At 55.0% G+C, this 14,022-nt stretch carries 13 protein-coding genes; 9 read left to right on the forward strand and 4 right to left on the reverse strand.

The features are described from left to right. Positions 1 to 50: 50 nt before the first annotated feature. Both sodA and LH22_RS01845 read right to left on the reverse strand, forming a co-directional pair. Positions 51 to 668: a superoxide dismutase [Mn] gene (gene sodA / locus LH22_RS01840; protein ID WP_038643878.1), complete on the reverse strand. Its 618-nt coding sequence runs from the start codon at positions 666 to 668 to the stop codon at positions 51 to 53. A gap of 187 nt (positions 669 to 855) precedes the next feature. Continuing rightward, positions 856 to 1,881: a LacI family DNA-binding transcriptional regulator gene (locus LH22_RS01845; protein ID WP_038643879.1), complete on the reverse strand. Its 1,026-nt coding sequence runs from the start codon at positions 1,879 to 1,881 to the stop codon at positions 856 to 858. Positions 1,882 to 2,175: 294 nt separating this feature from the next. Between LH22_RS01845 and LH22_RS01850 the strand changes: the two genes are divergently transcribed. The 4 genes from LH22_RS01850 to alsE are packed head-to-tail and all read left to right on the forward strand — an operon-like array spanning position 2,176 to position 4,925. Then, on the forward strand, positions 2,176 to 2,616 hold the full coding sequence (locus tag LH22_RS01850) for a PTS sugar transporter subunit IIA (protein ID WP_038643880.1): 441 nt from the start codon (positions 2,176 to 2,178) through the stop codon (positions 2,614 to 2,616). A gap of 18 nt (positions 2,617 to 2,634) precedes the next feature. Continuing rightward, the gene (locus LH22_RS01855; RefSeq protein ID WP_034827725.1) at positions 2,635 to 2,901 is read left to right on the forward strand and encodes a PTS sugar transporter subunit IIB; all 267 of its coding nucleotides are present in this window, start codon (positions 2,635 to 2,637) and stop codon (positions 2,899 to 2,901) included. A gap of 29 nt (positions 2,902 to 2,930) precedes the next feature. Continuing rightward, the gene (locus LH22_RS01860) at positions 2,931 to 4,193 is read left to right on the forward strand and encodes a PTS ascorbate transporter subunit IIC (RefSeq protein ID WP_034827723.1); all 1,263 of its coding nucleotides are present in this window, start codon (positions 2,931 to 2,933) and stop codon (positions 4,191 to 4,193) included. Positions 4,194 to 4,244: 51 nt separating this feature from the next. Then, the gene (gene alsE / locus LH22_RS01865; protein ID WP_038643882.1) at positions 4,245 to 4,925 is read left to right on the forward strand and encodes a D-allulose 6-phosphate 3-epimerase; all 681 of its coding nucleotides are present in this window, start codon (positions 4,245 to 4,247) and stop codon (positions 4,923 to 4,925) included. A gap of 109 nt (positions 4,926 to 5,034) precedes the next feature. Here alsE and LH22_RS01870 read toward each other — a convergent pair whose 3' ends face one another. Continuing rightward, a complete protein-coding gene (locus tag LH22_RS01870) occupies positions 5,035 to 6,375 on the reverse strand; it encodes an aspartate aminotransferase family protein (protein WP_038643884.1) in 1,341 nt (446 codons plus the stop codon). Between the two features lie 172 nt (positions 6,376 to 6,547). Between LH22_RS01870 and LH22_RS01875 the strand changes: the two genes are divergently transcribed. Next, entirely contained in the window at positions 6,548 to 7,324 is a 777-nt protein-coding gene (locus LH22_RS01875) for a DeoR/GlpR family DNA-binding transcription regulator (protein WP_038643885.1), read from the forward strand. Here the strand turns inward: LH22_RS01875 and fdhD are convergent. After that, entirely contained in the window at positions 7,321 to 8,103 is a 783-nt protein-coding gene (fdhD, locus tag LH22_RS01880; RefSeq protein WP_231638497.1) for a formate dehydrogenase accessory sulfurtransferase FdhD, read from the reverse strand. The two genes, LH22_RS01875 and fdhD, sit on opposite strands and share 4 nt — an antisense overlap. Before the next feature lie 305 nt (positions 8,104 to 8,408). Between fdhD and fdnG the strand changes: the two genes are divergently transcribed. From fdnG to fdhE, 4 genes are read left to right on the forward strand one after another with little or no spacing between them, the layout of a single operon-like run. Next, positions 8,409 to 11,456 carry a formate dehydrogenase-N subunit alpha gene (fdnG, locus tag LH22_RS01890; RefSeq protein WP_156102772.1) on the forward strand — a complete coding sequence of 1,016 codons (3,048 nt, stop codon included), beginning with the start codon at positions 8,409 to 8,411 and terminating at the stop codon, positions 11,454 to 11,456. 10 nt (positions 11,457 to 11,466) lie between these two features. Further along, positions 11,467 to 12,366: a formate dehydrogenase subunit beta gene (fdxH, locus tag LH22_RS01895; RefSeq protein ID WP_038643888.1), complete on the forward strand. Its 900-nt coding sequence runs from the start codon at positions 11,467 to 11,469 to the stop codon at positions 12,364 to 12,366. After that, positions 12,366 to 13,007: a formate dehydrogenase cytochrome b556 subunit gene (gene fdoI, locus LH22_RS01900; RefSeq protein ID WP_038649757.1), complete on the forward strand. Its 642-nt coding sequence runs from the start codon at positions 12,366 to 12,368 to the stop codon at positions 13,005 to 13,007. The genes fdxH and fdoI overlap by 1 nt, the downstream gene beginning before the upstream one ends. After that, complete coding sequence (gene fdhE / locus LH22_RS01905; protein ID WP_038643889.1) at positions 13,007 to 13,933, forward strand: formate dehydrogenase accessory protein FdhE; 927 nt, start codon at positions 13,007 to 13,009, stop codon at positions 13,931 to 13,933. The genes fdoI and fdhE overlap by 1 nt, the downstream gene beginning before the upstream one ends. The last annotated feature ends 89 nt before the right edge of the window (positions 13,934 to 14,022 follow it).

Genomic DNA, 14,022 nt, shown 5'->3' on the forward strand with positions numbered 1-14,022 from the left:
AAACCGGTGAAGCAGCTTCACCGGTTTTGTGCGTTGGCTATCGCCTGAACTTACTTAGCAGCAGCGAAACGTGCAGCCGCTTCGTCCCAGTTCACCACGTTCCAGAATGCTTTGATGTAATCAGGACGTTTGTTCTGATACTTCAGGTAGTAAGCGTGTTCCCACACATCCAGACCGATGATTGGCTCACCGGATGCGCCAGAAATGGCTTCACCCATCAGCGGGCTATCCTGGTTAGCGGTTGAAACCACAGCCAGCTTGTCGCCCTTTTTCACCAGCCACGCCCAGCCTGAGCCGAAACGAGTGGTAGCGGCTTTCTCAAACTCAGCCTGGAAAGCTTCAACGCTGCCGAAATCTTTTTCGATAGCGGCTTTCAGTTCGCCTTGCAGGCTGGTGCCCAGTTTCAGGCCTTTCCAGAAGAAGCTGTGGTTAGCGTGGCCGCCCGCGTTGTTACGCAGTGGACCTTTTTTGTCTGCTGGCAGCTGATCCAGTTTAGCGATCAGTTCTTCAACCGGCAGATTAGCGAATTCGGACCCTTCCAGCGCTGCATTCGCGTTGTTAACGTAAGCCTGGTGGTGTTTAGAGTGATGGATTTCCATCGTCTGCTTGTCGAAGTGTGGTTCCAGTGCGTCGTACGCGTAAGGCAGGGATGGCAGTGAATAACTCATGTTCTTCCTCTCCATTTAGTGTTTTGCAGCATCACCTTAACAGGGTGCCGCGTAAGCAGTCGGATCATTATAGTTAAAATCATGATCGGTAAAAGGGTTATCAATGCCTTAGTAATGATAAGGATTTGATCAATCTGGGAAAAGCACCGCACATAGCGTGACATCTTTTGTCAGCTGGGCCGCAGGGTTAAATCTTGTGCGTACTGGCACGCAACTTCAACTGCACTGGCAGTTCGTTGAGGGCAGGTGGCTCATCTCCCTTCAATGCGGCGAGTAAGCGCTTGCCTGCCATGCGCCCCATCTCTTCATAGGGCAGTACAACGCTGGTCAGCGGCGGCGAGCAAACCGCCGCCAGTGGGCCGCCACCGATACTGGCAATCGCCAGCTGGCTGGGAATTGAGATGCCTGCGGCATGGCAAGCCATGATGGCACCGCACGCCACTTCGTCACTGGTGCAAATCAGCACATCCAGCTCAGGCCAGGTGAGCCGGATCTCAGCCAGCAGGCTATGCCCGGCGGCAAAGGTAGGCATTTTCGGCGAGGTCACCACGCGGTGCGGCGCCTGATTCGCTGCCAGCATGCCACTGTGCCAGCCATTCAGCAGCTGGCGGAAAATCGTGGTATTGGTTTGCGTGCACAACAAGCCGAGATGACGATAGCCGCGCTCGACCAAACTTTTCACCAGCTGGCGAATCGCTTTGGCAAAATCCACGCCGATACTAATTCCCGCAGATTCCTGATGCACACCGCCGATATCCATCACCGGCAGGCCGGAATTACTCAACAAACGATGGGCTTCGGCGGCATTGTCGAAGTTGAAATGCACCATCGCCGCCGGATTATACGAGAGCAGCATCTCGATCAACTCACTCTCTTCCGCCGCCGAGTGGTTGGCTTCCGCCAGCATCATGTTGTAACCCTGCGGACGCAGAATTTCTTGCAGCGCTTCCGATACAATTGCACTGCCCGGCGTGGCGAACGAAGGCACCACCATGGTGATGAGCTTCGACGATGCCGACGCCAGATTACGCGCCTGGATATTTGGCACGTAGGCCAATTCGGCGACAGCCGCATCAATTTTGGCGCGAATTTCAGGTGAGACTTTTTCCGGCATGCGTAACGCACGTGATGCCGTCATGGTGCTCACGCCGACCAAACGGGCAACATCGGCCAGTGTGCTTTTGCCGGTACCGCGCCGTTTTTTCTCTGCCATGCCTTCTCCTATCTGACTTGCTACAAATGCCCGCACGCAGCTTAAAACCAAATGCGCCAACGTGCCACGTTAATCACCACAGATTCGGGCACACCTCACCTGCTGAGCATTTTCAGAATCTCCGAGCATGTCAGGTGCTTGCAACGATGACAAACGGGCTGCACAAAAATGTTAGCGATAACACATTTTTTAACAACATCGGTGTTAGCGCTAACTTTTGCGACAATCATCACAGAAAAGCGGTGAGAAAATCACCTAAAGTGCACTCCATCGACGAATAACCAGGAATTACTGATGCTCACTCAATGGCTGACACCGCAACATATTCGCATCGTAGAGCAGGTCAGCAACTGGCAGGACGCGGTACGTTTATCCGCTGAGCCGCTGCTGGCCGAAGGGGCGATCACCCCGGCTTACCTCGATGCCATCTTCACTTCGCATGCCGAACTGGGACCTTACTACGTACTGGCACCCGGCCTGGCGATGCCGCATGCCCGTCCAGAACAGGGCGCGCGTAAGAATGGTTTGTCGCTGCTGCATGTGAAAAACGGTGTGAGTTTTGCAGCGGATGAAAACGATCCGGTGTATGTGGTGATTATGCTGTGCGCCGTTTCCGGCGACGATCATATCCAGATGATCACAGCATTAGCCGAAGTATTCAGTGACGAATCTCGCCTGCAGCAGTTGCTGAAGGCGGCAACCCTACCAGCGATTGAAGCTGTTATTACAAATTAACCACCAGAGAATCCTATTATGAAAAAAGTCCTGATTGTGTGCGGTAATGGTTTAGGCAGCAGCTTTATTGTGGAAATGAACGTGAAGAAAATTGTGGCGGAATTAGGTAAAGAGGCTGAAGTGGGCCATACCGATTTAACCACGGCGAAATCTGAGCAGGCTGATTTAATCATCAGCGCCAAAGATATTGCCGATCAGTTATCCGGGCATAGCGCGCAGGTATTTGGTCTGACGAATTTATTAGATAACGCCAAAATTAAAGAAATCCTGGCGGAAAATCTGTAATAGCCCGATTTTACTCACATGGAGTAATTATGCTGCAATTTATCATCAAGGATGTTCTCGGAACACCCGCAATACTTGTCGGCCTTTTTTCCCTGATTGGTTTATTACTGCAAAAGAAACCGGTGTCGGATGTGATTTCCGGCACGCTGAAAACCATCATGGGCTTTGTGATTCTTATCGCCGGGGCCAACCTGATTGCGGCAACACTGACTATTTTCAGCCAGCTGTTTGAGCACTCGTTCAATATTCAGGGTGTCGTGCCGAATACTGATGCGATGGCCGCGCTGGCGCAGAAGAGTTACGGCACTGAAACCGCGATGATCATGGTGTTCGGTATGCTGGTGAACATCCTGCTGGCGCGTATCACCCCGCTGAAGTACATCTTCCTGACCGGTCATCACACGCTCTATATGTCAGCGATGCTGGCGGTGATTCTTTCCGTCGGCGGCGTACATGGCTTCTGGCTGGTGCTCATCGGTTCACTGATTCTCGGCACCATGATGGTGGTGTGCCCGGCGATTCTGCAGCCGTTCACACGTAAAATCACCAATTCGGACGATTTGGCGCTCGGCCACTTCGGCTCGACCGGTTACCTGCTGTCTGCGCTGGTCGGTAAAGCGGTGGGCAAAGGCAGTCCATCCACCGAAGAGTTGAAGGTGCCGAAAACCCTCAACTTCCTGCGTGACTCCTCGGTCGCAATTTCGCTGACCATGATGATTCTGTTTATCGCGCTGGTGTTGGTGGCGGGTAAAGAGTTCACCGAAAGTCAGGTGAGCGGCGGTCAGAACTTCATCGTGTTCGCGATTATTCAGTCCATCACCTTTGCGGCGGGCGTTTATATCATTCTCGCCGGTGTGCGTATGGTGATTGCCGAGATCGTGCCCGCCTTCAAAGGCATCGCGGATAAGTTAGTGCCTAACGCCAAACCGGCGCTGGACTGCCCAACGGTGTTCCCGTTTGCGCCGAATGCGGTGATCATCGGCTTCCTGTGCAGTTTCTCCGCCGGTCTGATCAGCATGTTCCTGTGCCCACTGTTTGGTCTGAGCGTGATTGTTCCTGGTCTGGTGCCCCACTTCTTCTGCGGTGCCACCGCGGGTGTTTATGGCAACATTACGGGTGGACGTCGCGGCGCGGTGGTCGGCTCCTTTGTACAAGGGCTGCTGATCTCCTTCCTGCCTGCGATTCTGCTGCCGCTGATGGGCGACCTGGGCTTTGCTTCCACCACCTTTGGCGACGCGGACTTCGGTATTGTCGGCATCGTACTCGGCCACATTATTTCATTCTTCCATTGATGTCATAAACAGCGCCTGCGGGCGCTGGATTATGTAATGAGGAAATAAACAATGAACGCTCAATTTTCACCGTCATTAATGTGCATGGATCTCACCCGTTTTCGTGAACAGATCGAAGCGATGAATAGCACTGCGGCTTTTTATCATGTCGATATTATGGATGGCAGCTACGTTAAAAACATTACGTTATCGCCGTTCTTTATCGAGAATCTGCGTAAGATCACCGATGTGCCGATTGATGTGCATTTAATGGTGAACCACCCGGAAGATATTATTCCGATGTGCATCGAAGCGGGTGCGGATATTATTAGCTTCCATCCAGAAACAGCGAATAACAAAATATTCCGTCTGCTGAATCAGATCAAAGAAGCGGGCCGTCGCTGCGGCGTGGTATTAAATCCGGCGACACCTGCCGAGAGCATTCGTGAGTATGCACATCTGCTGGATAAGGTTACGGTGATGTCGGTGGACCCTGGCTTTGCGGGGCAGAAATTTATCCCGGAAACACTGAACAAGATTCGCCAGCTGATTACCCTGCGCGAAGAGCACGGTTATCACTATCTGACCGAGATTGATGGTTCCTGCAATGCGCGCACCTTTAGGCAGATTGCCGCGTCAGGGGTGGATGTGTTTATCGTTGGCACATCAGGTTTGTTTAATCTGGATGAGGATGTCGCGCAGGCGTGGCAGAAGATGGAAAGCATTTTTGCGACCGAGACCGCAGCCGCCTGACTCTTCGCAGGCCCGCACCCGGAGTAAATTGTGCTGATTATCAGCCGGGTCGCCATGAATGGCGACCCGGTTCATCATCCTGAAACCGCGTTAAGCCAACCGTCCTGATTTACCGACCCAGCTCAGTCAGTGACTTATCCAGCGCACCCACCAGCCAATCAATATCCGATTCCTGGAACGCCAATGGTGGACGCAGCTTCAGTACGTTGCCGTACGGCCCGGCCACCGACGTCAGCACATGGTGATCGCGCAGCTTCTCGGTGAGGTCCAGCGCCAGCGCTTTATTAGGCGTTTTACTCTCCCGATCCTGCACCAGTTCAAAGCCGATAAATAGCCCTGCTCCGCGCACATCGCCAATGCTTTCATGGCGATCCATCAGCTTCTGCAACTCGGCGAGCAGTTTGGCTCCGACCACGCGGCTGTGCTCTTGCAAGCCCTCTTCTTTAATCACCGTCAGGACCGCCTGCGCCGCAGCCATGGCGACCGGGTTGCCGCCAAAGGTATTGAAGTAAGGGATATCGTCACTAAACGCCGCCAGCACATGACTCTTCGCCAGCAGGCCGGAAACCGGAATACCGTTACCCATCGGTTTACCCGTGGTGACCACATCCGGTACCACGCCGTGACGGGCAAAGCCCCAGAATGCATCACCGGTACGACCAAAGCCTGGCTGCACTTCATCGGCAATGAAAATACCGCCGTTAGCGTGCACCACATCCACCGCTTTTTGCAGGAAACCGCGAGGGTTCGGCAAAACACCATCGGAAGAGAAGATTGAATCGGCGAGGAAGCCAGCAAACTTAATGCCGTGCGCCTTCATGTCATCAATCTGTTTCTGGATTTCGTTGGCAAACCATTCACCGAGATCCGGTGTATTGACACGATAAGCATCCGGCGGCGAAACCAGGCGTGTCGTGGCCGCTAGTGGCTGCCCGCTGCCCAGTGCCGGAGAGACGCCAGACGTGAGATCGCTGGTGCCGTGATAGGCTTCCTGCGACACGATGATGCCCGTACCGCCGCTGAAAGCACGCGCCACGCGAATGGCCAAATCGTTAGCTTCTGATCCGGTGCACATATACATGGCACGGTCGATAGCGTCTGGCGTGGTTGCCAGCAGCTCTTCGGTGTAATCGAGAATGCGCTCGTGCAGATAGCGGGTGTGGGTATTCAGCATCTTCATCTGCTGGTTTACCGCTTCGATCACCGCCGGATGGCAGTGGCCAATGCTGGCCACGTTGTTGTACACATCGAGATATTTGTTACCTGCGGCATCCCACAGATACTGCCCTTCACCGCGCACCAGATGCACCGGCTTACGATAAAACAGGCGATATGACTCGCCCAACACTTTGCTGCGCTTGTCTGTTAGCTGGCGGGTTGCCGCATCCAGACCGTCGGCGTGCTCAGCACGAAAACTGTTGGTGTCCATGATGGTGGAACGTGTAGCCATGGTAACTCCCGTTGCGAAGGTGAAAGGGGTGCATGATGTGTGACCGTTGTCACCATCATGCCTGCTTTAACGAGAAATGCAACCAAATACACAAATACAACTAAATACACATGACGCCGTAATGACACTCAGGTAAGCTTAGGCCCAGATTATTACGCTACAGGGAAAAGTCATGCTGCAGGAAACCCGCTTACACCGCATTCGAGCCCTGCTGACCACGCAGCATCAGGTCAGCACCGAGCGCATTATCAATGAGCTGGGTATTTCGCGGGAAACGGCACGGCGAGACATTATTGAGCTGGAAGCGCAGGGTTTAGCCCGACGGGTGCATGGCGGTTTAGTGGCGGTAGATAGCCAGCCGGAAGCACCGCTGCAAGTGCGCCGCAGTGCCCAGGCAAAAGAGAAGCGTTCAATTGCCATAGCGGCTGCGCAGCATTTGCAGCCGGGCCAAACGCTGTTTCTCGATGCCGGCACCACCACCACCATGCTGGCGGAGCAGCTGCGCAGCATGGCCGGCTTAACCATTATCACTAACAGTTTGCAGGCTGCGCTGGCGCTGAGCGCCGCCGAAGAACATGAAACGCTGAATAATCAGGTGATTTTGCTGGGCGGAATGATGATGGCAGGTGCACAGCAGACGCGCGGTGAAATCACGGTCAACGAGATTTACCGCTATCGCGCCGACGTTGCCCTGCTGTCACCGGTTGGCATTGATGCCAAAAATGGCGCCAGCAGTTTCCATCCACACGAAGCGGCGATCGCCCGCGCCATGGCGCAGCAGGCTTCGCGCACCTTTTTACTGGCGGATCACAGCAAGCTGGGGGTGATCAGTCGCACGGTATATGCGCCGATTGGAGACGTGGATTTGCTGATTTGCAACAGCGGCCCCGCCAAACCCGGCGCATTAGCCGCGCTCCAACAGGCGCTGCCACAGGTACAGGTGGTTTAAATCAGGCGCTGTGGATGGCTATACACCGTAGCGCGTCCCGGTTTACTAAATCCTATCAGCGTTAAATGACAACGCTCGGCGACCTCAACGGCAAGTTGGGTCGCAGCAGATACCGCAAATAAAATCTCAACGCCGCACATCGCTGATTTCTGCACCATCTCATAACTGGCGCGGCTGGAGACTAACACAGCACCTTGTTGCCACGGCTGCTGGCTGCGATGCCCCAGCAGTTTATCCAGCGCCACATGGCGGCCCACGTCTTCGCAGCCACCGAGCAATTCCCCCTGCGGCGACATCCATGCCGCCGCGTGCGTGCATCCGGTGAGATTACCGATGGGTTGGTAATTGCGCAGTTGCGCCAGCCCGCTATCGAGGTTCGCCAGATCGAAGGTTTGGGTAAACGGCAGCGGCTGCAGCGGTTTTCCAATCTGGTCGAGCTGTTCCACGCCGCACACGCCACAGCCGGTGCGCCCCGCCATGGCACGGCGCTGCTCTTTCAGTGCCATAAAGCGGCGGCTGGAGAGTTCGATCTGCACTTCGATACCGTTGCAGCCGGGCACCACATCCATGCCGAAGATCTCATCAGGCTTCTCAATAATGCCTTCTGAGAGTGAGAAACCGAGCGCAAACGCCTCGAGATCGTTGGGCGTGGCCATCATCACCACATGGGAAATGCCGTTATACACCAGCGCGATTGGCACCTCTTGTGCCAGCCAGTCGGTTTCAGACGTGCTGATATCACGCCGCTGACGCACCTGCGCCTGCACTGCGCCTGAGATCTCAATCACACTCTGATGACTTTCCTGTGCTTTGACTTTCACTTTGCTCGCCTCGGACAACAACCATATTAAAGCAGTGGTATTATTCTGCTGCTATTCTCACACTGTTAGTTGGGTCATTGTGAACCTCGGCCCAACGCATCACAAAAAAATTTTTGCCCGTCATTCGGATGGTGACAAGGCAGCAAGCCCCTTCAAGTCGGGAGCTTACACCCGTAAGCGACAGAAACGAATGGGTGAAGGTCATGCAGCGACCATTTGAATGACGCAGGCAAATTGTAGCAATGTCGACTCAAGGATTATTCATGAACGTCAGCCGAAGAAAATTCTTCAAAATCTGTGCTGGCGGTATGGCAGGGACATCGGCAGCACTCCTCGGCTTTACGCCAGAGGTGGCGCTGGCGGAAACGCGACAGTACAAGCTGCTGCGTGCCCGCGAAACCCGCAACACCTGCACTTACTGCTCAGTGGGCTGTGGCTTATTAATGTATAGCCTCGGTGACGGCGCGAAAAACGCCAAAGAGACCATTTTCCACATTGAAGGCGATCCAGACCATCCGGTGAGCCGCGGTGCATTGTGCCCGAAAGGCGCTGGCCTGCTGGATTTTGTCCACAGTGAAAGCCGTCTGCACTACCCCGAATACCGCGCGCCAGGTTCGGATAAATGGCAGCGTATCAGTTGGGATGACGCCTTTGATCGTATCGCTAAACTGCTGAAAGCGGATCGCGACGCCAACTTTATCGCGCAAAACGCTGCAGGCGTTACCGTGAACCGCTGGCTCTCATCAGGCATGCTGTGCGCCTCCGCGTCCAGCAATGAAACCGGCTATTTAACCCAGAAATTTACCCGATCGCTCGGCATGTTAGCGGTCGACAACCAGGCACGCGTTTGACACGGACCAACGGTAGCAAGTCTTGCTCCAACATTTGGTCGCGGTGCGATGACCAACCACTGGGTCGACATCCGTAATGCCAATCTGATCGTTGTGATGGGCGGTAACGCCGCTGAAGCGCATCCTGTGGGGTTCCGCTGGGCGATGGAAGCCAAGATTCACAACAAAGCCAAATTGATTGTTATCGATCCGCGCTTCACACGTACGGCATCGGTGGCAGACTTTTACACGCCGATTCGTTCCGGCACCGACATTGCTTTCCTGTCGGGCGTGTTGCTGTGGCTGATGCAAAATGACAAAATCCAGCATGAATATGTGCAGGCGTACACCAACGCCAGCCTGATTGTGCGCGAGGACTATCATTTTGATGACGGCTTGTTCAGCGGCTACGACGAAGCCAATCGCAAATATGACAAAACCAGCTGGAATTACGAGCTGGGCGATGACGGTTTTGCCAAACGCGATGACAGCCTGCAACACCCACGCTGCGTGTGGAATCTGCTGAAACAGCACGTTAGCCGTTACACGCCAGAAATGGTGTCACGTATTTGTGGCACACCAAAAGACGATTTCCTGCATGTCTGCGAGCTGATCGGTGAAACCAGCGCGCGCGATCGCACCACCTCATTCCTGTATGCACTGGGCTGGACGCAACACTCGGTCGGTGCGCAAAACATCCGCACCATGGCGATGATCCAGCTGTTGCTCGGCAACATGGGCATGGCGGGCGGCGGCGTCAATGCGCTGCGCGGACACTCCAATATTCAGGGGCTCACCGATCTCGGCCTGCTGTCGCAAAGTTTGCCAGGTTATATGACGCTGCCGTCGGAGAAACAGACCGATCTGCAAACCTATCTCGCGGCCAATACGCCGAAACCGACGCTACCCGGCCAGGTGAACTACTGGGGTAACTACCCGAAATTCTTTGTCAGCATGATGAAAGCCTTCTTTGGCGACAAAGCGCAGGCCGAGAATAGCTGGGGCTTCGACTGGCTGCCGAAGTGGGACAAGGGCTACGACGTTTTGCAGTACTTCGAGATGATGTCGCAGGGGAAAGTGAACGGCTATTTATGCCAGGGCTTTAACCCGGTTGCGTCGTTCCCGAACAAACGCAAAGTGATCGATTCGCTGTCGAAACTGAAATTCCTGGTGACCATCGACCCGCTCAACACCGAAACCTCGACCTTCTGGCAAAACCACGGCGAGTTCAACGATGTTGATCCGGCGAAGATTCAGACCGAAGTGTTCCGCCTGCCCTCCACCTGCTTTGCCGAAGAGAATGGCTCTATCGTCAACTCCGGACGCTGGCTGCAGTGGCACTTTAAAGGTCAGGATGCGCCGGGCGAAGCGCTGAATGACGGTGAAATCCTCTCCGGTATCTACAGCCGTCTGCGCAAAATGTACGCCAGCGAAGGCGGTGCCTTGCCGGAGCAGGTGCTGAACATGACATGGAACTACCAGACGCCTGATAACCCGGCTTCGGAAGAAGTGGCGATGGAGAGCAACGGCAAAGCGCTGGCGGATGTGTTCGATGACAAAGGCACGTTGCAGGTGAAAAAAGGCCAGCAGCTCAGCAGTTTTGCCCAGTTGAAAGATGACGGCAGCACCAGCAGCGGCTGCTGGATTTTCGCCGGTAGCTGGACGCCAGATGGCAACCAGATGGCGCGGCGTGATAACACCGATCCGAGTGGATTGGGCAATACGCTGAACTGGAGTTGGGCATGGCCGCTCAATCGCCGCATCCTCTACAACCGTGCATCGGCCGATCCACAGGGCAACCCGTGGGATCCGAAACGGCAAATCCTCAAATGGGATGGCAGCAAATGGGGCGGTATGGATATTCCGGACTACAGCACCGCCGCACCGGGCAGCAACGTCGGGCCGTTTATCATGCAGCCAGAAGGCATGGGCCGCTTGTTCGCACTCGATAAAATGGCCGAAGGTCCGTTCCCGGAACATTACGAGCCGTTTGAAACGCCACTCGGCACGAATCCACTGCATCCGAACGTCATTTCGAACCCGGCAGCACGCGTGTTCAAAGACGATCTGGCGGCGATGGGGAAAGCCGAGCAGTTCCCGTATGTCGGCACCACGTATCGTCTCACCGAGCATTTCCACTACTGGACCAAACACGCGTTGCTCAATGCCATCGCGCAGCCGGAGCAGTTTGTGGAGATTGGTGAGAAGCTGGCCAACAAGCTGGGCATCGTGCAGGGCGATACGGTGAAAGTGAGCTCCAATCGCGGTTTTATCAAAGCCAAAGCGGTGGTCACCAAACGCCTGCGCCCACTCGATGTGGATGGCAAAACCGTCGATACCGTCGGCATTCCGATTCACTGGGGCTATCAGGGCATTGCGAAGAAAGGCTTTATCGCCAATACCCTGACGCCGTTTGTCGGTGATGCCAACACGCAAACGCCAGAGTTCAAGGCGTTCCTGGTTAACGTTGAGAAGGTGTAGGAGAACGTAGATGGCTTATCAATCACAAGACATTATCCGCCGCTCCGCCACCAATGGTTTCACGCCTGCCCCGCAGGCGCGTAATCATCAGCAGGAGGTGGCGAAGCTGATCGACGTGACCACCTGCATCGGTTGCAAAGCCTGCCAGGTGGCGTGTTCAGAGTGGAACGACATCCGCGATGAGGTTGGGCATAACGTTGGGGTGTATGACAACCCAGCGGATCTGACCGCTAAATCCTGGACGGTGATGCGCTTCTCAGAAGTGGAGGAGAACGGCAAGTTAGAGTGGCTTATCCGCAAGGATGGCTGCATGCACTGCGCCGATCCCGGCTGCCTGAAAGCCTGTCCGTCCGAAGGCGCGATTATTCAGTACGCCAACGGCATCGTCGATTTTCAGTCCGAGCAGTGCATTGGCTGCGGCTACTGCATTGCCGGCTGTCCGTTCGACGTGCCGCGCCTGAATAAAGACGACAACCGCGTGTATAAATGCACGCTGTGCGTCGATCGTGTCAATGTGGGTCAGGAACCGGCGTGTGTGAAAACCTGCCCGACCGGCGCCATCCATTTCGGTAGTAAAACCGATATGCAGGCGCTGGCGGCAGAACGCGTGGCGGAGTTGAATACGCGCGGCTATGGCAATGCGGGCTTGTATGATCCGGAAGGCGTCGGCGGCACGCATGTCATGTATGTGCTGCACCATGCCAACAAACCGCAGCTGTATCACGGTTTGCCGGAAAACCCGAGTATCAGTCCGGCGGTCACTTTCTGGAAAGGCATCTGGAAACCGCTGGCGGCGATCGGTTTCGCCGCCACCTTCGCTGCCTCGGTATTCCACTATGTCGGCGTCGGGCCGAACCGGGTGGAAGAGGATGAGGACGAGAACCTGCACGAAAAAGAGGAGCGCGAATGATGAAAAAGCGCGATCGTCTGGTGCGCTACAGCGCACCGGAACGCATCAATCACTGGATTGTGGCGTTCTGTTTTGTTCTGGCAGCCCTGAGCGGACTGGGTTTCTTCTTCCCATCCTTTAACTGGCTGATGCACGTGCTGGGTACGCCACAACTGGCGCGCATCCTGCATCCGTTTGTCGGTGTAGTGATGTTCGCCGCTTTTCTGATCATGTTTTTGCGCTACTGGAAACAGAATCTGATCAATCGCGAAGACCTGATCTGGGCGAAAAACATCAATAAGATCGTGCGCAATGAAGAGGTGGGTGATACCGGCAAATACAACTTCGGGCAGAAGTGTGTGTTCTGGGCTGCTATCATCAGCTTAGTCTTGCTGCTGGCGAGCGGAATTGTTATCTGGCGTCCTTACTTCGCCGTGGCCTTTGCGATTCCGCTGATTCGCGCCGCTTTGGTGGTGCATTCGGTCTCAGCTGTGGCATTGATCGTGGTGATTATGGTGCACATTTATGCGGCCCTGTGGGTCAAAGGCACCATTACTGCCATGGTTGAGGGCTGGGTGCCGGCCGCGTGGGCAAAGAAACATCATCCACGCTGGTATCGTGAGCAGCGCCAACGCCAAACACAACAGGAAAAACGTCCCTGATGAGTATTCGCATTATCCCGCAGGACCAGCTGGAGAAAGGCGAAAAAAACACGGCGGAACAGGTTCCGCCGTTACTTTTCCCTCGGCTGAAAAATCTGTACAGCCGCCGTGCAGCGCGTTTACGTGAGCTGGCAGCGAAGAATCCGCTGGGCGATTATCTGCGCTTTGCTGCAGTGATCGCGCAGGCGCAAGACATCGTGCTGTACGATCATCCGCTGCAACTCGATTTGCGCCAGCGTTTGGCCGAAAGCGCCGAACAGGGCAAACCTCCGCTTGATATTCACACCTATCCCCGCGATGCCCACTGGCAGCGTCTGCTGCATTCGCTGATTGCCGAGCTGAAGCCCGAGATGAGCGGCCAGGCATTAGCGGTGCTGGAGAACCTGGAAAAAGCCTCTTCTTCCGAGCTGGAAGGCCTGGCCAGCGCGCTACTGGAGAGTGATTTTGCGCAGGTCAGCAGCGATAAAGCCCCGTTTATTTGGGCAGCGCTTTCGATCTATTGGGCGCAAATGGCAGCGCTGATCCCTGGCAAAGCCCGCGCAGAATACGGCGAGCATCGTCAATTCTGCCCGGTATGCGCCAGCGTGCCGGTGACCAGCGTGGTGCATATGGATGTGGGCCAGCAGGGGCTGCGTTATCTACACTGTAATTTGTGTGAAAGTGAATGGTATGTGGTGCGCAGCAAGTGCTCCAACTGCGAGCAAACGCGCGACCTGCACTACTGGTCACTCGACAGCGAAAAAGCCGCGGTGAAAGCCGAAAGCTGTGGTGACTGTGGCACCTATCTGAAGATGTTGTATCAGGAGAAGGATCCGGCGGTGGAACCGGTGGCCGATGATTTGGCCTCGCTGGTGCTGGATGCGCGTATGGAGCAAGAAGGCTTTGCGCGCAGCAGCCTGAATCCGTTTATGTTTCCTGGGGATTGAGCAAATTGCCGCTGTCCTACGAACTGTCGCGGCACGATTTATCGCGCTGTTTTTGAGCCATACAACAACGTGCGATAAATCGCGCCGCT

The sequence above is a fragment of the Pantoea rwandensis genome, assembly GCF_000759475.1.
Classification (GTDB): Bacteria; Pseudomonadota; Gammaproteobacteria; order Enterobacterales; family Enterobacteriaceae; genus Pantoea; species Pantoea rwandensis_B.

Excerpts from the sequence above, each read along its gene's own strand:
- LH22_RS01855 (WP_034827725.1), top strand. The coding sequence starts at position 2,635 with ATGAAAAAAGTCCTGATTGTGTGCGGTAATGGTTTAGGCAGCAGCTTT.
- alsE (WP_038643882.1), top strand. The coding sequence starts at position 4,245 with ATGAACGCTCAATTTTCACCGTCATTAATGTGCATGGATCTCACCCGT.
- LH22_RS01860 (WP_034827723.1), top strand. The coding sequence starts at position 2,931 with ATGCTGCAATTTATCATCAAGGATGTTCTCGGAACACCCGCAATACTT.
- LH22_RS01870 (WP_038643884.1), bottom strand. The coding sequence starts at position 6,375 with ATGGCTACACGTTCCACCATCATGGACACCAACAGTTTTCGTGCTGAG.
- LH22_RS01875 (WP_038643885.1), top strand. The coding sequence starts at position 6,548 with ATGCTGCAGGAAACCCGCTTACACCGCATTCGAGCCCTGCTGACCACG.
- sodA (WP_038643878.1), bottom strand. The coding sequence starts at position 668 with ATGAGTTATTCACTGCCATCCCTGCCTTACGCGTACGACGCACTGGAA.
- LH22_RS01845 (WP_038643879.1), bottom strand. The coding sequence starts at position 1,881 with ATGGCAGAGAAAAAACGGCGCGGTACCGGCAAAAGCACACTGGCCGAT.
- fdhE (WP_038643889.1), top strand. The coding sequence starts at position 13,007 with ATGAGTATTCGCATTATCCCGCAGGACCAGCTGGAGAAAGGCGAAAAA.
- LH22_RS01850 (WP_038643880.1), top strand. The coding sequence starts at position 2,176 with ATGCTCACTCAATGGCTGACACCGCAACATATTCGCATCGTAGAGCAG.
- fdxH (WP_038643888.1), top strand. The coding sequence starts at position 11,467 with ATGGCTTATCAATCACAAGACATTATCCGCCGCTCCGCCACCAATGGT.
- fdoI (WP_038649757.1), top strand. The coding sequence starts at position 12,366 with ATGAAAAAGCGCGATCGTCTGGTGCGCTACAGCGCACCGGAACGCATC.